Annotated in this window: 15 protein-coding genes; 7 read left to right on the top strand and 8 right to left on the bottom strand. The window is 66.2% G+C overall.

Translation table 11 applies throughout. The annotated features are described in order from the left end of the window. Positions 1-15 precede the first annotated feature (15 nt). Together VVR85_RS01130 and VVR85_RS01125 are read left to right on the top strand one after the other, a co-directional pair. The gene (locus VVR85_RS01130; RefSeq protein ID WP_368519133.1) at positions 16-882 is read left to right on the top strand and encodes a PhzF family phenazine biosynthesis protein; all 867 of its coding nucleotides are present in this window, start codon (positions 16-18) and stop codon (positions 880-882) included. A 19-nt stretch (positions 883-901) separates the two neighbouring features. Further along, positions 902-2368, top strand: a complete 1467-nt coding sequence (locus tag VVR85_RS01125) for a protein adenylyltransferase SelO family protein (protein WP_368519132.1) — start codon at positions 902-904, stop codon at positions 2366-2368. 130 nt (positions 2369-2498) lie between these two features. On the opposite strand, the gene mqo is transcribed toward VVR85_RS01125, so the two are convergent. Then, positions 2499-4001, bottom strand: a complete 1503-nt coding sequence (gene mqo, locus VVR85_RS01120) for a malate dehydrogenase (quinone) (RefSeq protein WP_368519131.1) — start codon at positions 3999-4001, stop codon at positions 2499-2501. 211 nt (positions 4002-4212) lie between these two features. Here mqo and VVR85_RS01115 point away from each other — a divergent pair, with 211 nt between their 5' ends. From VVR85_RS01115 to VVR85_RS01100, 4 genes are all read left to right on the top strand, one after another. Further along, positions 4213-5262, top strand: a complete 1050-nt coding sequence (locus tag VVR85_RS01115; RefSeq protein ID WP_368519130.1) for an alpha/beta hydrolase — start codon at positions 4213-4215, stop codon at positions 5260-5262. An 89-nt stretch (positions 5263-5351) separates the two neighbouring features. Further along, entirely contained in the window at positions 5352-6761 is a 1410-nt protein-coding gene (mtr, locus tag VVR85_RS01110) for a mycothione reductase (protein WP_368519129.1), read from the top strand. Between the two features lie 341 nt (positions 6762-7102). Continuing rightward, positions 7103-7501: a hypothetical protein gene (locus tag VVR85_RS01105; RefSeq protein WP_368519128.1), complete on the top strand. Its 399-nt coding sequence runs from the start codon at positions 7103-7105 to the stop codon at positions 7499-7501. A gap of 42 nt (positions 7502-7543) precedes the next feature. Next, positions 7544-7942 carry a hypothetical protein gene (locus VVR85_RS01100; RefSeq protein WP_368519127.1) on the top strand — a complete coding sequence of 133 codons (399 nt, stop codon included), beginning with the start codon at positions 7544-7546 and terminating at the stop codon, positions 7940-7942. Between the two features lie 104 nt (positions 7943-8046). On the opposite strand, the gene map is transcribed toward VVR85_RS01100, so the two are convergent. The 5 genes from map to dxr form a co-directional block, all read right to left on the bottom strand. Then, positions 8047-8916 carry a type I methionyl aminopeptidase gene (gene map / locus VVR85_RS01095; protein ID WP_368519126.1) on the bottom strand — a complete coding sequence of 290 codons (870 nt, stop codon included), beginning with the start codon at positions 8914-8916 and terminating at the stop codon, positions 8047-8049. A gap of 76 nt (positions 8917-8992) precedes the next feature. After that, a complete protein-coding gene (locus tag VVR85_RS01090) occupies positions 8993-10852 on the bottom strand; it encodes a penicillin-binding transpeptidase domain-containing protein (RefSeq protein WP_368519125.1) in 1860 nt (619 codons plus the stop codon). A 74-nt stretch (positions 10853-10926) separates the two neighbouring features. Further along, on the bottom strand, positions 10927-12090 hold the full coding sequence (gene ispG, locus VVR85_RS01085; protein WP_368519124.1) for a flavodoxin-dependent (E)-4-hydroxy-3-methylbut-2-enyl-diphosphate synthase: 1164 nt from the start codon (positions 12088-12090) through the stop codon (positions 10927-10929). Between the two features lie 175 nt (positions 12091-12265). Beyond that, positions 12266-13474 carry an RIP metalloprotease gene (locus VVR85_RS01080; RefSeq protein ID WP_368519123.1) on the bottom strand — a complete coding sequence of 403 codons (1209 nt, stop codon included), beginning with the start codon at positions 13472-13474 and terminating at the stop codon, positions 12266-12268. 23 nt (positions 13475-13497) lie between these two features. After that, positions 13498-14664, bottom strand: a complete 1167-nt coding sequence (dxr, locus tag VVR85_RS01075; RefSeq protein WP_368519122.1) for a 1-deoxy-D-xylulose-5-phosphate reductoisomerase — start codon at positions 14662-14664, stop codon at positions 13498-13500. Positions 14665-14827: 163 nt separating this feature from the next. On the opposite strand from dxr, the gene VVR85_RS01070 reads away from it, so the two are divergent. Beyond that, positions 14828-15292, top strand: coding sequence for a DUF2631 domain-containing protein (locus tag VVR85_RS01070; protein ID WP_368519121.1), 465 nt, complete (start codon positions 14828-14830; stop codon positions 15290-15292). Between the two features lie 91 nt (positions 15293-15383). On the opposite strand, the gene VVR85_RS01065 is transcribed toward VVR85_RS01070, so the two are convergent. Together VVR85_RS01065 and VVR85_RS01060 are read right to left on the bottom strand one after the other, a co-directional pair. Beyond that, positions 15384-17003 carry a hypothetical protein gene (locus VVR85_RS01065; RefSeq protein WP_368519120.1) on the bottom strand — a complete coding sequence of 540 codons (1620 nt, stop codon included), beginning with the start codon at positions 17001-17003 and terminating at the stop codon, positions 15384-15386. Then, the gene (locus tag VVR85_RS01060) at positions 16996-17802 is read right to left on the bottom strand and encodes an ABC transporter ATP-binding protein (protein WP_368519119.1); all 807 of its coding nucleotides are present in this window, start codon (positions 17800-17802) and stop codon (positions 16996-16998) included. Before VVR85_RS01060 ends, VVR85_RS01065 begins: the two co-directional genes overlap by 8 nt. Positions 17803-17815 lie beyond the last annotated feature (13 nt).

Below are 17815 nucleotides of genomic sequence, written 5' to 3'. Positions count from 1 at the left end.
GCTAAGATCGCCGCCATGCGCCACGAATATTGCGAAGCCGATGTCTTTGCCACCACCGCCTTTAGCGGCAACCCGCTCGCGGTCATCGCCGACGCGGACGCTCTAAGCGACCAGCAGATGCAGGCCATAGCCAATTGGACGAACCTGTCCGAGACGGCGTTCCTGCTGCGTCCGACCACCCCGGAGGCGGACTACCGGGTGCGGATTTTCACCCCGCACACCGAGCTTCCCTTCGCCGGACACCCCACCCTGGGTAGCGCGCGGGCCTGGCTCGCCTTCGGCGGCACCCCGCGCCAGCCCGGCCGGCTAACGCAGGAATGTGCCGCGGGCCTTATCCCCATCCGCCAGGAAGCCGCCGGCGACGGCCCCCTCTTCTTCGCCACCCCGCCCCTGCAGAAAAAGGGCCCGCTGAGCGAGGAAGAGCTGGCCGACAGCTGTCGTGCAATCGGCGTGGACCCGGCCGCGGTCATCTCCCACGCCTGGGTGGACAACGGCCCGGGCTGGCGCATGGTCCAGCTCGCCGATGCCGCCGCCGTGCGCGCCATCGATACCTTCCGCCCCACCACCCCGCACAAGCTGGGCGTCGTGGGCATGACTGGACAGGACAGCGAAAACGTCGACCACAGCGACGACGACAAGGATGATTCCCCGGCCTATGTCATCCGGGCGTTCACGCCCGACCACGAGGATCCCGTGACCGGCTCGCTCAACGGCGGGGCTGCCCAGTTCCTGCGCTCCCAAGGGGCAGTGGGACCGGAGTACTGGGTCAGCCAGGGCACGTGCCGCGGCCGCGCCGGGCGGGTGGAGATCCGCGACACCGGCGAGGACCTCTGGGTGGGCGGCCGCGCCACGGTGCGGATCGCCGGCCACGTGGATATTTAAATCCCGTTAGGCTGGGCCCATGACCTTTGATCTAGGCAACGGCACCGAACTAACCGCCGACTTCGCCCAGGCGCTGCCTGATTTCGTGCGCGCTAGCTGGGGCGAAGAGCAGCCCGACCCGCGCCTGGTGCTGCTCAACCGGCCGCTGGCAGTTGGTCTCGGCCTCGACCCGGAGTGGTTGGCCAGCCCGGAGGGCATTACCTTCCTGTGCGGCCGCGGCAACCCCGCGGACCAGCCTCCGCAGGCGATGGCTTACGCCGGCTTCCAGTTCGGGCAGTTCAACCCGCACATGGGCGACGGGCGCGCCCTGCTGCTGGGCGAGGTCCGCGACGCGGACGGGGTCCTGCGGGATCTGCACGTCAAGGGCTCGGGCCGGACGCCGTTTTCCCGGCCGGGCGCGGACGGGCGCGCCACCCTGCCGGCCATGCTGCGCGAGTACGTTTTCTCCGAGGCCCTGCACGCCATGGGGATCCCCACCACGCGCTGCCTGGCGGTCATCTCCACCGGCCGGCCCGTGGCCCGGGAGCGCGCCCTGCCCGGCGGCATTTCCGTCCGCGTGGCGGCCAGTCACCTGCGGGTGGGCACGTTCCACTACGCGCAGCTGCGCGGCCCGGAGGCCACCCGCTCGCTGGCGAACTACGCCATCCGGCGGCACTACCCCGCCCTGGCGGATTCCGCCGAGCCCTACCGGGACTTCTACCGCGCGGTCATGGAAGCCCAGATAGCCACCGTCGTCCGCTGGCAGGAGACCGGCTTCATCCACGGCGTGATGAACACGGACAACACGACCATCTCCGGCGAGAGCATCGACTTCGGCCCCTGCGCTTTCGGCGAGCGCTTCGACCCGCACGCGGTCTTTTCCTCCATCGACCGCTTCGGCCGCTATGCCTTCGGGCACCAGCCCAACATCCTGGGCTGGAACCTGACCCGCCTGGCCGAGTCCCTGCTTCCCATCCTGGGCGAGGATGCCAACCGCGCGACCGAGGTAGCCCAGCAGGAGGTCGATAGCTTCGGCGAGCGCTTCGGCGACTACGCCACTGCCTACACGCGGCGGGAGACCCTGGGACTTTCCGATAACGCACCGGACGCGCTGGTGCGGCGCTGGCGCGAGCTGCTCGCCGAAAACCAACCGGATCTGTGCACCTGCCACCGCGAGCTTGCCGCGGCCGCCGGCGGGGACGCTGCGGCCTCCCGGCGCCTGGCCGACGCGCTGGGCGAGACGGAATGGGTAGACGAGTGGCTGGCCGCCGGCCCGGATGCCGCGCGCCTCGACCAGCACCACCCGCGTTTCATCCCGCGCCCGCGCGCGGTGGAAAATGCCCTGGACGCCGCCGCGGACGGTAACTTCGCCCCCACCGAGCGCCTAGTGGCCGCCCTGTCCGACCCGGACGCGGGCGTGGACGCGCTACCGGACAACGAGCGCGAGCTGCTCACCCAGCCCGACCCGGGTGGCTTGGAGAACTACCTGACCTACTGCGGGACCTAGGGCCGCCGCATCCGCGGCCCCACTCCGTGGGCAGCCGAGCTCACCACCCGAAGAAACACCAAGCCCCGCCGAACGGCGTAGCGCCGTGGCGGGGCTTGTTGCTAAAAGAAGCCGTCTTCAGCTAACAGGCTTAGGCCTGGTCCAGCTTCAGGGTCTTCTGGGTGAACTCCCACATCTCGTCGAAGAGCTTCTGGTTCTTGGTCAGCTTCTCGCCGTAGGACGGGATCATCTCGTAGATCTTCTCGGACCACTGGATCATGTGCTCACCGAAGCAGCGCTCCAGCAGCTCCAGCATGACGGCCGGGGCGATGGAAGCGCCCGGGGAAGCGCCGAGCAGGCCGGCGATGTTGCCCTCCGGGTTGTTGATCAGCGTGGTGCCGAACTCCAGGGAGCCGAAGCGCGGGGCCGGGGCCGGCTTGATGACCTGGACGCGCTGGCCGGCCACGATGGTCTCCCAGTCGTTCGGGTCGGCGGACGGCACGTACTCGCGCAGGGACTTCATGCGGTCGTCGAAGTCCTTCATGACCTCCTGCACCAGGTACTTGGTCAGGCCGAACTCCTGGGCGGCCACGCCCAGGTAGGACGGGATGTTGTCCGGGCGGATGGACTTGAACAGGTCCAGGTTGGAGCCCTTCTTCAGGAACTTCGGGGTCCAGCCGCCGTACGGGCCGAACAGCAGGCCCTTCTCCCCGTCGATGACGCGGGTGTCTAGGTGCGGCACGGACATCGGCGGGGCGCCGACGCTAGCCTTGCCGTAGACCTTGGCCTGGTGCTGCTGGATGAGCTCCGGGTTGGTGGCGCGCAGCCACAGGCCGGAGACCGGGAAGCCAGCGTAGCCGGCAACCTCGCGGACGCCGGCCTTGCGCAGCAGGCCGAGGGCGTAGCCGCCCGCGCCGACGAAGACGAACTTCGCCTTGGTCATCTGGGTATCACCGGTGTGGCGGTTCTTGGAGTAGATCTTCCACACGCCACCGTCGCGCTTGAGGTCGTAGACCTCCTGGCCGTAGCGGACCTCGGTGCCGGCGGCCTTGGCGGCGGTGAGGAACTGCTTGGTCAGGGCACCGAAGTTGACGTCGGTTCCCACGTCGGTCCAGGAGATGGCGACCTTCTGGGAGTTGAAGTCGCGGCCCTGGGCCATGAGCGGAAGCTTCTCTGCGAAGACGGAATCATCCGCGGAGAACTGCATCTCGGGGAACATGTGGTTCTTGTTGAGAAGTTCGTAGCGGCGGCGCAGGTAGTCCACCTGGATTTCGCCTTGGGCGAAGGACATGTGGGGAACCTGGTTGATGAATTCCCGCGGGTCCGTCAAGATGCCGTTGTTGAGCTGGTGGGACCAGAACTGGCGGGAGACCTGGAACTTCTCATTGATGTTCATCGCCTTGGAGGCATCAATGCGGCCGTTCTTCTCCGGGGTGTAGTTAAGCTCACACAGCGCGGAGTGACCGGTGCCGGCGTTGTTCCACGGGGAGGAGGACTCCTCGGCCGGAGCGTCGAGACGCTCGAAGACCATCTGGGTCCAGCTGGGCTCAAGCTCGCGGAGCATCGCACCCAGGGGGGCGCTCATAATGCCGGCGCCGACGAGTGCTACGTCTACCTCGTCAACGGCTTGGACGACGTTTTTTGCGGGGGACACCTTGTTACTTACCTCTTCATATTCAACATGATTGTGGTCAAAGTTTCGCAAAAGGGGCTATCCGATCCTTTCGCAGCGCAGTGCCTGGGTCACCGGCTTCGCGGCCCCAGGCAAACGCGTTGTCTACAACCCTACGCTGGTAGCCCGGCGATTTGTACTGACGCCCCGCCAATCGCGCGATTGACGCCCAGTTGTGCCTAAAGTTGGGGGCATGAGTGTGAACCAAACCGACCACTGGCACCCGGACCGCTTGGGCGCGGGATTTTCCGCCCGCACCCTCGAATTAGGCCCCGATCCGCTGGGCGAAGGCGACCTGTGCGCCACCCTCGTCCGGTACTACCCCGGCCCGGATGGGGCAGCTACGGCCGGCGCCGCCGCTACCCCTGCGGGGGCCGAAAAGGACGAAGAGTTCACTACCCGCCCAGCCCTTTTGTGGGTACACGGGATGACAGACTACTTCTTCCAGGCACACGTGGCGCGCTATTTCCACGACCGCGGCTATGCCTTCTACGCCATTGATCTACACAAATGCGGCCGCTCCCGCCGGGAGGGCCAAACCTGGCATTACGCCGCGGCGATGGAGGAATACTACGCCGATCTCGACGCGGCCTTGGAAGAAATCTGCGGCCCGCACCCCGATGTCACTCCTATCGCGCACTCGACGGCGGGGGTCATCGTGCCGCTCTGGTTGGACCGGTTGCGCACGTCCCAGCCCACCGCACACGCGCGAGTATCCTCCGCTATCTTCAATAGCCCGTGGCTGGACATCATGGGCGTGCCGCGACCTGTCCTGCGGGCCGCCAAGCCGGTCATCAACGCCATCGGCAAGGCCTTCCCCAAGGTGGCCTTCCCCGGCGGGGGCTTGAGCGCTTTCGGCGACTCCATCCACGCCTCCCGCTACGGCGAGTGGGACTACGACACCACCTTGAAGCCGCTGTCCGGGCACAAGAAGTACCTGGGATGGCTGCGCGGGGTCATTGCCGGCCAAGACCAGATCCACCAAGGGGCCATCGATATCGGCGTGCCGGGCCTAGTGTTGTGCTCGACCCGCTCGCGGCTGGGTAAGCCCTATTCGCCGGAGACGGACACGGCCGATGCCGTCGTCGATGTCTCCCAGACCGTCCACTGGGCTCCCCTCTTGGGCCAAGACATTACGGTCTGTCCGATCCTGGGCGCCCGACACGAAGTCTTTTTGTCGCTGCCGCCCGCGCGCCGCGAGGCCTTTGAGATTAGCTCCCGCTGGCTAGCACGGGCACACTAGTACTTAAGAGGACTTTCCGTCCCCCGGTTCCCCGAGGCCCCCGCCCTGCAAGGCCCCACTTCCCCACTATTTATATAAGGAGAAAATCCATGACCCAGTCCGCCGCTGCCCCGGCTGTCGATGCCCACTACGACCTCATCATCATCGGCGCCGGTTCGGGCAACTCTATCCCTACCCCGGAATTCGACGACAAGTCCATCGCCATCGTCGAGTCCGGCCGTTTCGGGGGAACCTGCATGAACGTCGGTTGCATCCCGACGAAGATGTACGTCTACGCCGCCGATACCGCCTACGGCACCCGCACGGCCGACAAGCTGGGTATCCAGGCCCACGTGGACAACGTCGACTGGGACTCCATCGTGGACCGCGTCTTCCACCAGCGCATCGATAAGATCGCCGAGGGCGGCGAGGCCTACCGCCGCGGAGACGAGACCCCGAATATTACTGTCTACGACCAGCACGCCAGCTTCGTCGGCCCCAAGACCATTCGCACCGGCCAGGGCGAGGAGGCCAAGACGATTAGTGGCGAGCAGATCATCATCGCTACCGGCTCGCGCCCGCTTATCCCCGAGGTCTACGCGAACTCCGGGGTTCGCTACCGCACCAACGAAGACATCATGCGCCTGGAGCGGCAGCCGAAGTCGCTGATTATCGTCGGCGGCGGGTTCATCGCCATGGAATTTGCCCACGTCTTCGACGGGCTGGGCACGCAGGTCACCATCGTCAACCGCTCGGAGGAGCTTCTGCGCTTCCTCGACAAGGACCTGTCCACCCGCTTTAACGAGCAGGCCAAGGAGCGCTTCGAGGTCATCACCGGCGCCAACGGCACCGCCCTGCGCGAAGGCGGCGAGGGTGTGGAGCTGGAGCTGGACAACGGCCAGACCATCACCGCCGAGGAGATTCTCATCGCCACCGGCCGCGTGCCCAACGGCGACCAGATGAACCTGGACTCTGCCGGGATCGAGATGCGCGAGGACGGGCGCATTGCCGTCGACGACTACGGCCGCACCACCGCAGACGGAGTGTGGGCACTCGGCGACGTCTCCTCGCCGTACATGCTCAAGCACGTCGCCAACGCGGAGACCAAGGCCGTGCGCCACAACATCCTGCACCCGGACGACATGCACCCGATGCCCCACGACCTGGTGCCCTCGGCTATCTTCACCCACCCGCAGATCGCCACCGTGGGCCTTACCGAGGAGGCCGCCCGCGAGCAGGGCTACGACGTGACCGTCAAGGTCCAGGACTACGGCGATGTGGCCTACGGCTGGGCTATGGAGGACCACACCGGTATCTGCAAGCTGATTGCGGACAAGGCCACCGGCCAGCTGCTGGGCGCGCACTACTACGGCCCGCAGGCTTCCACCCTCATCCAGCAGATGATCACCGTGATGGCCTTCGGCTTGGACGTACGTGAGGTCGCCACGAAGCAGTACTGGATCCACCCGGCTCTGCCGGAGCTCACCGAGAACGCACTTTTGGGGCTAGATTTTTCCTAAATTTTCCCAAAATATTCATCCGGGCCGCCGGTGCGACTACTTCACCACTCGTCACAGTAGTCACACCGGCATCGGCATAGCGGGGACTTTAGGGTGAAACAGTTGTCCTTAATTGAATTTAAGTTTATTAAGCTTGGAGAAGACTGATAGTTTTTCCTCCCCCAATTAGTGTGAACAAGCTGCATTTGCGCACCATATCCGTTAGCATTCGTCTTTGACACCAGCTCCAGCCACTGTCCGGGGACCGAGTGTAATCTGGCAGTTTGCTGGAATTGTCACAAAACACAATGGGTTTCCACGAGGGAAGCCTTGCACGTTACGACCTCTCTTAAGGAATTAATATGCGTATTCGCAAAGCAGCCATCGCTGGCGCCACTGCCGTTGCTGTAGCCTTCAGCGGCACCTCCATTGCTACCGCTGAGACCACCGTTAACCAGGGCGACCACGACGTCAACGTCGAGCAGCACGACCCGAAGACCACCGATGGTGCTGAGAAGGACGAAACCAAGCCGGATTACACCCCGAGCCTGTCCTCCAAGATCAACACCGGTCTGAACCTCGAGGGCGAGAAGCCGGCTAACGCTGTTGCTATCTTCGGTTCCTCCAAGGACTTCTCCGAGGTCCCGAACTGGGCAAAGGCTCTGTACGGCCTGCTGATCGCCGGCGGCATCGGCACCGCCCTGGGCATGATCGTTGGCCCGCTGGACAACTTCATCAAGTACGGCCCGTTCTCCCGCTAAGACAGCACTCAGCTCAACTCGTTTCCCTGAAAGGTAACTAAAATGCGTAACTTCCGCACCGCAGCTGTTGCTGCCGCCACCGCTCTGACCGTCGCCTTCTCCGGCACCGCCATCGCCTCCGCCGAGGACAACGTCTCCGAGGAGACCAAGTCCAGCTCCATCGGCTCCCTGTCCTCCAAGTGGGGCAAGGACCTGGGCGCTTGGGATCTGGATGAGAATGGCAATGCCGTCGTTAAGGATGAACACCAGGCTACCGGCGTTGACACCCTCGGCCAGGAAAAGGTCGAGAACGACCAGCTTCCGAAGTGGGACGTCCTGTTCCGCGACGCCACCATCGCCGGCGGCGTTCTGTCCCTGGTTGGCGGCCTGATCGCTGCTTACAACTACGCTGTGTTCAACGGCATCCTGCCGGGCCACATCTTCGACGGCCTGTTCAAGTAAAGCGTTAACTCGAATACGCTAAAGCGCCGGTCCCCTTGTGGGGCCGGCGCCTTTTTTATGTCTTCTCCCCGCTCGGCGTGGGCGCCGGCGGGGATGAAGGGTGCCTAGTTCTCGTCCGGGAGGGTGAGGATCTCGTTGCCGTCCTCGGTAATGACCAGGGTGTGCTCGAACTGGGCGGTGAACTTGCCGTCCTTGTTCTGCACGGTCCAGCCGTTGGACCAGATGTCGTAATCCAGGGAGCCCAGGTTGATCATCGGCTCGATGGTCAGGGTCATGCCCGGCTCCAGGACGTTGCGGTAGGCCATGGAGTCGTAGTGCAGCACGACCAAGCCGTTGTGGAAGGTCGGGCCCACGCCGTGGCCGGTGAAGTCCTCGACGACGTTGTAACCGAAGCGCTTGGCATAAGACTCGATGACGCGGCCGATGACGTTGACCTCGCGGCCCGGCTTGGCGGCCTTGATGCCGCGCATCATCGCTTCCTTGGTGCGCTCGACCAGCAGCTTGTGCTCCTCGGAGACGTTGCCGGCGAGGAAGGTGGCGTTGGTGTCGCCGTGCACGCCGTTCTTGTACGCGGTGACGTCGATGTTGACGATGTCGCCGTCCTCAATCACGGTGCTATCCGGGATGCCGTGGCAGACAATCTCGTTGAGGGAAATGCAGCACGACTTCGGGAAGCCCATATACCCCAGGGTCGACGGGTAAGCGCCGTGGTCGCACATGTACTCGTGCGCCACGCGATCGACCTCGTCGGTGGTGACACCCGGGGCGACCGCCTTGCCGGCCTCCTGCAGGGCGTTGGCCGCGATCTTGGAGGCCTCACGCATGGCCTCGATGGTCTCCGGGGTCTGGACGAACGGCTCCCCGATATTTTCTTGGACCGTGTCCTTCCAGACGTATTCGGGGCGCTCGATGGACTCATCGACCGTGCGCACGGGAGTTTCTTTACCAGGTTGCAGTTTTCCGCGGTTAGTCATGGTCTCCATCGTAGTCCCCATGACGCCTGCGCGACCCGCCGGGTTCCGGCGTCGTGGGCGCTGTCGGCGGCGCGCGCTAGTTCTCGGCCGGGGCCGGCGGGGTGTCCGGATCCGGCTCGGCGCGGTACTGGTCCAGTTTCTGGAAGAAGCTGTCCGTCATCGCCACGGAGACCTCCGAGCCGCCGCCCAGGACCACCAGGGTGGCAAAGGCGATATCGTCGTCGGCGCGGTAACCGGTGAACCAGGCGTGCGAGCCCTCGTTGATCTCGGCCTCGCCGGTCTTGCCGTGGATTTCCCCTCCGGCCTGCATGCCGGAGGCCGTACCGTTGGTCACCGTCGCCCGCATCATCTGCCGCAGTTTCTCGATGACCTCCGGGGTGGGACCGTTGACGTCCTCGCTGGCCTTGGTCTCCCGGCCGGCCAGCAGGGTGGGCACCGGTCGCTTGCCGGCCGCCACCGTCGCCGAGACCAGCGCCATACCGAACGGGCTGGCCAGGTCGTGGCCCTGGCCGTAGCCGGCCTCCGTGCGTTCCAGCGGCTCCTCACCCACCGGGACCGAGCCGGTGATGGTGTTTAGCCCCGGCACCTCGTAGTCGATGCCCAGGCCGAAGGACTTGGACATGTCTTTCAGTTCGCCCGGATCCAGCTTGGTGGAGATATCGGCGAAGGTCGTGTTGCACGACTGGGCGAAAGCCCGCTCGAGCGGGACATCGCCCAGCGCGAAGCCGTTGTAGTTGGTCACCACGCGGCCGTAGATATCCATCGTGCCGGGGCACGGCACGATCGTGCTGGGGTCCAGGCCCTGGTGGACAACGCCCGCCCCGGCGGTGATGATTTTGAATACCGAGCCCGGCGGGTACTGGCCCTGCAGGGCCAAATCGCCCTTCTTGTCGGCCTCCGTGGTCTGGGCGACGGCGAGAATCTCGCCCGTCGAGGGGCGCATCGCCACCATCATGGCTTCCTGCCCCGAGCGGGCGTTGACGGCTTCCTGGGCGGCGCGCTGGACGTCGTAGTCGATGCCCACCTTCAGCGCTGGAGCCGGCTCCGGGGCGTGCCGCTCGACGTCGCTGAGCGCCGCGCCGTGCTCGTTGACCACGGCGATACTCCAGCCGTTGTTGCCGTCCACGTCGTCCTGGACCAGGGAACGCACGCGCGACATAATGTCGGGCGCAAAGCCGGGGTCTTTGGTCACCAGCGCCGGTTCCTCGTTGAGCCGGACCGCGTCCACCCCGGCCAGCTCTTCCTGCAGGATCTTGCCGGCCGCCTCGCTGTACATCCCCACCGAATAGGTGCCGGTGTTGGCCTCCAGCGTCTTGGCCAGCTCCTTGGCGTCGATATCGCCGACGGTCTCATCCTCGGCCTGGGCCCGGGAGGCCGCGTCGGAAATCCGCGCGGCCAGGCCGCGGGGCGAGGTGGTCTTCTCCCCGTCCACCAGGAGGCGGAACTCCGTGCCCGGCCTGAGCAGCTCCACCCCGTCCGAGCTGATCACCCCGGCCCGCTCGGCCTCGATGGCGCGCAGCTCCAAGTGCTGGTTCGCCCCCAGCTTGGGATGGATCATCGACGGCTGCCAACGCACGGTCCATTCGTCGTTGGACTTGGTCAGCGCCATCTGGGTGTCGTAATGCAGCTGCCGGTCCCGCGGCAGCGTCCACGTCACCGAGTAATCCACCGTCGCGTAGCCGGGATCGTGGCTGTTGACGCCGGCCAGCTCGAAGTCCACGCCCTCGGCCTGCAGACCGTCGTAGCTTTCCTGGAAGACCTGTTGCGTGGCCGCGGCGTTGTCGACCAGCCCATCCAGGGACTGCGGATCGCCTTCCTCGAGGGCCGTGAAGACCTCCTCGGCGACCGGCTCGACTGAGGGAGGCTTCGGCGTGCAGGCCACTACCCCGCTACTACCTAACGCTGTTACGCACAGCAAAGCCACCGCCTTTTTCATATGTGCAAACATTACTCAAGCGGTGGCTGCGGGCCGTGACCAACACATCTTTCGCGCCGGCCTAGGCCAATTTGTTACTTAGTGACGCGGACCTCGGCCTTGGCGTCCTCGACGGCTTCCATGCCCTCTTCCTCAGCGATGCGCTGAGCTTCCTCGATCAGCGTTTCGACGATCTTGTCCTCCGGCACGGTCTTGATGACCTCGCCCTTGACGAAGATCTGGCCCTTGCCGTTGCCGGAGGCAACGCCCAAGTCGGCATCGCGAGCCTCGCCCGGGCCGTTGACCACGCAGCCCATGACGGCCACGCGCAGCGGGAATTCCATCCCGTCGAGGCCGGCGGTGACCTCTTCGGCCAAGGTGTAGACATCCACCTGGGCGCGGCCACACGACGGGCAGGAGACGATCTCCAGCTTGCGCGGGCGCAGGTTCAGCGACTGCAGGATCTGGTCGCCCACCTTGATCTCTTCCACCGGGTCGGCCGACAGGGACACGCGGATGGTGTCGCCGATGCCCTGGGACAGCAGCGAACCGAAGGCCACCGAGGACTTGATGGTGCCCATGAACTTCGGGCCGGCCTCGGTAACGCCCAGGTGCAGCGGGTAGTCGGTCTGCTCGGCCAGCTGGCGGTAGGCCTCCACCATGAGAACTGGGTCGGAGTGCTTAACGGAGATGGCGATGTCGCCGAAGCCGTGCTCCTCGAACAGGCCGGCCTCCCAGATGGCGGACTCAACCAGAGCCTCCGGGGTGGCCTTGCCGTACTTTTCCAGCAGGCGCTTGTCCAGGGAGCCGCCGTTGACGCCGATACGGATCGGGATGCCGGCGTCCCCGGCCGCCTGCGCGACCTCCTTGACGCGGCCGTCGAACTCCTTAATGTTGCCGGGGTTCACGCGCACCGCGGCACAGCCGGCCTCGATGGCCTGGAAGATGTACTTCGGCTGGAAGTGGATGTCCGCGATGACCGGGATCGGCGACTTCTTCGCGATGGCCGGCAGCGCCTCGGCGTCGATGGGCTTCGGGCAGGCCACGCGCACGATGTCGCAGCCGGACGCGGTCAGCTGTGCGATCTGCTGCAGCGTGGCGTTGATGTCGTGCGTTTTGGTGTTGGTCATCGACTGGACCGAGATCGGGTGCTCCGAGCCCACGCCGACGGGGCCGACGGAAAGCTGGCGGGTCTTACGCCGCGGGGCCAGGGTAGGCGGCGGTCCTTCGGGGATGCCGAGACCAATAGAGGTTGACATGCACGCTCCTTGCTTGTCTGATTTGCCGGCCTGTCCTCGCCCCTCCGCGGGTGCCCGCCCGCTGCGGGCCGGCACTTGCGAAGGAAAAGTAGGGACAGGTTGTGCGGTACTACCGATAACGCCCCCACTTTAGCACTGCCGGGCGCGCTCCGACGCCTGCGCTGGGGCGGTCCGGTCAGCCGAAGAGCCGGATGGGGTTGACCACGTCCGCGACGATAATGACCAGACCCACGGCGAGCAGCGCCGCCGCGATCGCATAAGTCACGGGCATGAGCTTGGTGTAGTCCGCCGGGCCAGCGGGTTGCTTGCCGGCCAAACGCCGGAAGAAGTCGCGGATCTTTTCGTAGATGACGACCGCGATGTGGCCGCCGTCAAACGGCGGGAGCGGTATGAGATTGAACAAGGCCAGGAAGAAGTTCAGCGTCGCCAGCATCATGAAAAACGCCGCCCACAGGTCGTTTTCCACCAGCTCACCGCCCACGCGGGAGGCGCCCACGACCGACATCGGGCCCTGCTCGTCGCGCTCGGCGCCGAAGATGGAGGCCACCACTCCCGGGATTTTCGCCGGGAATTGCTTGATGCCCTCGACGGTCGCCTCCAGCATGTTCCAGGAGTAGTGCCAGGTGGCCGGCCACGCCTCCCAGAAGCCGTACTGCCGGACCGTGTCCAGCGGCTGGTTGACCAGCCCGATAGACCCGGCCTCGACCAGCTCGCCCTGCGGGTTCGGGCGCAGGACGGTGTCGAGTGCCACCTCGACGGTGCGGGCCTGGCCGTCGCGCTCGATGCCCAGCTCGACGGTCTCGCCCGGCAGCTGGAGGACCTCGTCGCGCAGGGCCGTGAAATCCGGTACCTCTTCCCCGTTCAGGGTCAGGATGACGTCGCCCGGGCGCACCCCGGCCGCGGCCGCGGGGCCATCCCCCTGGCACGGCTGGATATTCCCGGCGGCATCCGCGGCCGCACTACAGACGGTCTCGCCCACGCGCGGGCGGTAGTCCGCCTTCGGATCCGGCAGGCCCGCGGTCTGGGCGACGATGAAGAGGATCAAAAAGCCCAGGACCAGGTTCACGGCCACGCCGCCGCTGAGCACCGCGATGCGCTGCCACCACGGCTTGGTGTACATTGCATGGGGCTTTTCCTCCTCGGTGAGGAATTCGTCCTGCGGGGTCATGCCCGCAATATCGCAGAAACCGCCGACCGGCAGGACGGCCAGCCCGTATTCGGTATGCCCGCGGGTAAAGCCCACAATCTTGGGCCCGAAGCCGATGAAATAGCGCCGCACCCGCATCCCGAAGGCGCGGGCGGTGAGCATATGCCCCGCCTCGTGCAGGGCGATGGTAATCCCGATGCCCAAGGCGAACAGGACTATCCCCAAGATGTTGGCCATTAACAGTACTGCTTTCTAGCTGGCTAGCGGGCGTAGTAATCCACGCGCTCGTTCGCGCGGGCGCGGGCCTCACGCTCGACCGCGAGGACGTCGTCGACGCTTGAGGGTACACCAGCATAACCCGCGCAGTCACCTACCACTTCGCCCACGATGTCCACGATGCGCGGGAAGTGAATCCGCCCGGCCAAGAAGGCCGCGGCCGCTTCCTCGTTCGCCGCGTTATATACCGCCGGGTGGCTGCCGCCGGTGGTCGCCACTTGGCGGGCCAGCTGCACCGCGGGGAAGGACTCGTCGTCGAGCGGCTCGAATTCCCACGTGTAGGCGTTGCTAAAGTCCAGCGCCGGGGCCGCATCCGGCACGCGGTTCGGCCAGTCGAGGGCGAGGGAGATCGGCAGCTTCATCGACGGCGGGGAGGCCTGCGCCATGGTGCAGCCGTCGACGAAGGTGGCCATCGAGTGCACGATGGACTGCGGGTGCACGGTCACCTCGATGTCGGCGGCGGGCACGTCGAAGAGCAACGTCGCCTCGATAAGCTCCAGCCCCTTGTTGATGAGCGTGGCCGAGTTCAGGGTGTTCATCTGCCCCATCGACCACGTCGGGTGCTGGGCGGCCTGCTGCGGGGTCACCTCCCACATCTGCTCGCGGGTCCAGCCCCGGAACGGCCCGCCCGAGGCGGTCAGCACCAGCGAGCGCAGCTCGCCGCGCCGACCCGCCAGCAGCGCCTGGGCCATGGCGGAGTGCTCCGAATCCACCGGCACGATTTGCCCCTCGCGGGCGGCGTTGGTGACCAGGGCGCCGCCGGCGACCAGGGACTCCTTGTTGGCCAGCGCGAGGTAAGCGCCGGTCTCAATGGCAGCCAGGGTGGCCTTGAGCCCGAGCGAACCGACCAAGGCGTTGAGCACCGTATCCGCGGCGACTGCCCGGGTGAGCTCCTCCGCGGAGTCCGGGCCGGCGATGACCTGCCCGCCCAGCGCCGCCGAGACCTCCGCGGCCGCTTCGGTGTTGGCCACCGCGACGTGGTTAGCCGAAAGGTTGAGTTGCCGGGCCTGTTCGATGATGGCTTGCGGGTCACGGCCTCCGGCGGCGATGCCCACGACCGCGAATTTCTCGGGGTTGGCCCGGATGACTTCCACTGCTTGGGTACCGATAGAGCCGGTAGATCCCAGGATCAGAACGCGCTTAATACTCACCCGTCCTAGAGTAGTAGCTTCCCCGCCCCCGCGCGGCGGGGGTGTTCGATCGCACGGGCCCGCGTCAATGTTCTAAAATAGGGCCCAGATAGTTGGCCTATAGCGCCGTGCCGCGCCCCGGCCTGGGGCGTGGGCTTAAGGCGCACACGCAAAAGGAGTGCACGTGTCTTCCCACAAGTTGGTTCCTGAGGTCCACGGCGGAGTTTCCACCGATGACGTCCCCTCGGCAGAGTTCGGCTGGTCCCGGACCCCGCATACCGGTGTTCAGGTCGCCGGCTGGATCACCGTCCTGATCCTGCTGGGCTACAACTTCGGTAACCACCACGGCCACGTGGAGACCATCTACCTCTTCCTCTTCGCCGCGCTGATCGCCATCGGCCTCATCATCGACCTCTTCCAGCCGAAGATGAAGCAGGTGCGCACCATCACCGCCCGCAACCAGCCGGAGGGCTACCAGGAGCTGGACTGGACCTACGAGCAAAAGACCCTCGGCGGCCCCTACGCCGAGCTGACCGACTCCCAGCTGCGCGCCCTGAACATCGAGCCCTCTCGCGTGTCCCACCTGCGCGTCGGCGAGGCCGTCGAGGCCACCGGCAAGGCCGTTCCGACCGCCCAGGTTGAGCGTTAAAAAGCACTTAACCGCGCAAGACTAAAGCCGCCAGTCCCCTTCCCGGGGCCGGCGGCTTTTTCGTATCCACGGCAGGTGGCCCTTCGCCGCGCTACTTCACGTAGGTGCCAACCTTGGCGTAGATCTCCGGCATCTGCTTATCCACGCGCTTGCCGCAGAGTACCCAGGCCGTCGCGTAAATCGCCGCGGGCAGGGCCACGGTAACCAGCACGCCCAGGCCGGTGAGCAGGGCCGAGGACTGGCTCACCCCGATGGTCATCAGGACGGCGCCGGGGGCGATCGGCAGCCAGCCGGCCAGCAGTACGACGAAGGCGCTAATAAACGCCGCGGCCTGCATGCCGGACTTGTCCGTCCAGGGGTTCGCCCCGGGCGCGGACATGGGATACGGGTTGAAGGTGGTCATCACCATGGACAGCCCGCAGGCCGACAGCAGCAGGCCGAGGGTGGCCACGCCCACGAGCGCGGTCAGCGAAGGATCGGGCTGAATGATAAGCAAGATGACGAAGAGGACGACCGCCGCGATAACGCCCGGGGTGATCATGGCCAGGTGGCGGGCGTAGAGGAAGACCCGCGGGCGCAGCGGCGTCATCATGGTCACCCAGTTGCTGGGCCCGGCGTAGCCGAAATCGTTGGAGGCGCTGATCCCGCCCAAGACCCCCGTAAAGGCCAGGAAGAACAACCCTTCCACCCCGCGGCCGCCGAGGCTCATCACGACGGCGAAGATGATCATTACCGGCAGGAGCAGAAGCGTGGACGACAGCCGCGTATCGCGGATAAAGTACCGGAGCACGCGCTTGTATTCCATCGCCGCCGGGCTGGCATAGGGCAGGCCCGGAAGCCGCAGGGCGCCCACGCCCTGGGCCCGCGTGCCTTCCGAGGCCTGGGGTGCCGACTCGTAGGCCTGGCGGACGCCGCGGGCGGTCTGCCGGCGCCACAGCCACAGCCCCAAGGCCAAAAAGGCCACGGCGGCCAGCAGCTGGCCTAAAGCCTGCGCCCACTGCCCGTTGGCTATCGATGCCGCCCAGCCCATGCCGGCGCCCAACGGCGTCCAGGCGGCGACCTCGCCGAAGCCGACGATGGGCAGGCCGTCGACGCTCAGGTTTTGGACGGCGACGAAGCCGAAAATAACCAGCACGAAGCCGAGTCCGGAAATCATCGACGTCCGCGACTTGCTGGCCCCCATCTCCTTGACCACCAGCTGCGCTGCGCCCGCGATGACCTCGGTCCACACCACCGCCAGCGCGAGCGAGAAGACCTGGCCCAGGACGAAGACCACGATCATCGAGGCGGCGCCGTTTGCCGCCAGGATGAGGGATCCGGCCGCCGCGAAGATGAGCGTGACCGCAGCGGCGATGAAGACGCGGCTGGACCACAGCGCCACCCGCGCGAGCCCGCGCTCGGCCGTGGCGGCGTCGATGGGCAGGCCGCGCAGATCCAGCGGACCGACCTGCCGCTCCCCGGCGGGCATGAAGATGCTGATGACGATCAGCGCCGCCGTGCCCAGGGCGACGGCACCGGTCAGGGCGTGGAAACGCCCCGGCCCTTCGGAGACCTCCAGGCCGACGTTCAGGGTCACGCTGGCCAGGCCAATGAGCGCGTAGAGGGCGAAAAGCGCCACCAGCCAGGTCTGGGACGGGTTGGACTTAAAGCTGCGCGTCCACAGCGTGCGGTGCAGGGAAAACAGCGTGGCGGGCACCGATTTCTTAGTCATCGCGGCCACCCCGCAGCCAGCCCAGGGAGCCCTCGGCCAGGGAGCCGCCGCCGGTCAGCTCGATGAACAGGTCGGTCAGGCTGCGGCCCTGGCGCACGTTATCGACGTGGCCGCAGGTGGCCACCCGCCCGCGGTGGATCACCGCGACGTGATCGCAGAGCCCCTCGACCAGCTCCATCACGTGGGAGGACAAAATCACGGTCTTGCCGCCGGCGACGAACTCCCCCAGGATCGACTGGATAAGCCGGCCGGAGACCGGATCCACCGCCTCCAGGGGCTCGTCTAGCACCAGCACGTCCGGGGCGTGCAGCAGGGCGCCGGCCAGCAGGATCTTCTTGGACATGCCGGCCGAATAGTCCGCGATGTACTTGGAGCCGGCATCGGCAAGCTGCAGCGCCGCTAGCAGCTCCTCGGAGCGGCTGGCCACCACGGATTCGTCCATCCCCCGCAGCGCGCCCAGGTAGTAGAGGTACTCCGGACCGCTCAGGCGATCAAAAACCGGGGCGCCGTCCATGAGCAGCCCGACGCGGGCGACCGCTTGGTTGTGCTCGGTCCACACGTCGTGGCCGGCCAGGTAGGCCTGCCCGGCGTCGGGCCGCACGAGCCCGCAGGCCATGGTCAGCATGGTGGTCTTGCCGGCGCCGTTGGGGCCCACGATGCCGTAAAGCGAACCGCGCGGGATGTCCAGGCTGAGGTTGTCCACGGCCGGGGTGCCGGAAAAAGCTTTACTCAGGCCCCGCACCGCGAAGGCCTGAGTGGTCGGATCAGCGGCGAGCTGGGGAAAGTTGGGCTGCGTCATGCCCGCCAGATTA

The organism is Corynebacterium sp. LK2590 (assembly GCF_040946105.1).
GTDB lineage: Bacteria > Actinomycetota > Actinomycetes > Mycobacteriales > Mycobacteriaceae > Corynebacterium.
The sequence above is the reverse complement of the archived record's forward strand: the minus strand, read 5'-3'. Positions and strand labels throughout refer to the sequence as shown.

What these genes read in the sequence shown, in the direction of transcription:
- VVR85_RS01130 (WP_368519133.1), top strand. Translation starts at nt 16, where the DNA reads ATGCGCCACGAATATTGCGAAGCCGATGTCTTTGCCACCACCGCCTTT.
- VVR85_RS01125 (WP_368519132.1), top strand. Translation starts at nt 902, where the DNA reads ATGACCTTTGATCTAGGCAACGGCACCGAACTAACCGCCGACTTCGCC.
- VVR85_RS01115 (WP_368519130.1), top strand. Translation starts at nt 4,213, where the DNA reads ATGAGTGTGAACCAAACCGACCACTGGCACCCGGACCGCTTGGGCGCG.
- mtr (WP_368519129.1), top strand. Translation starts at nt 5,352, where the DNA reads ATGACCCAGTCCGCCGCTGCCCCGGCTGTCGATGCCCACTACGACCTC.
- VVR85_RS01105 (WP_368519128.1), top strand. Translation starts at nt 7,103, where the DNA reads ATGCGTATTCGCAAAGCAGCCATCGCTGGCGCCACTGCCGTTGCTGTA.
- VVR85_RS01100 (WP_368519127.1), top strand. Translation starts at nt 7,544, where the DNA reads ATGCGTAACTTCCGCACCGCAGCTGTTGCTGCCGCCACCGCTCTGACC.
- map (WP_368519126.1), bottom strand. Translation starts at nt 8,916, where the DNA reads ATGACTAACCGCGGAAAACTGCAACCTGGTAAAGAAACTCCCGTGCGC.
- VVR85_RS01090 (WP_368519125.1), bottom strand. Translation starts at nt 10,852, where the DNA reads ATGAAAAAGGCGGTGGCTTTGCTGTGCGTAACAGCGTTAGGTAGTAGC.
- ispG (WP_368519124.1), bottom strand. Translation starts at nt 12,090, where the DNA reads ATGTCAACCTCTATTGGTCTCGGCATCCCCGAAGGACCGCCGCCTACC.
- VVR85_RS01080 (WP_368519123.1), bottom strand. Translation starts at nt 13,474, where the DNA reads ATGGCCAACATCTTGGGGATAGTCCTGTTCGCCTTGGGCATCGGGATT.
- VVR85_RS01065 (WP_368519120.1), bottom strand. Translation starts at nt 17,003, where the DNA reads ATGACTAAGAAATCGGTGCCCGCCACGCTGTTTTCCCTGCACCGCACG.
- VVR85_RS01060 (WP_368519119.1), bottom strand. Translation starts at nt 17,802, where the DNA reads ATGACGCAGCCCAACTTTCCCCAGCTCGCCGCTGATCCGACCACTCAG.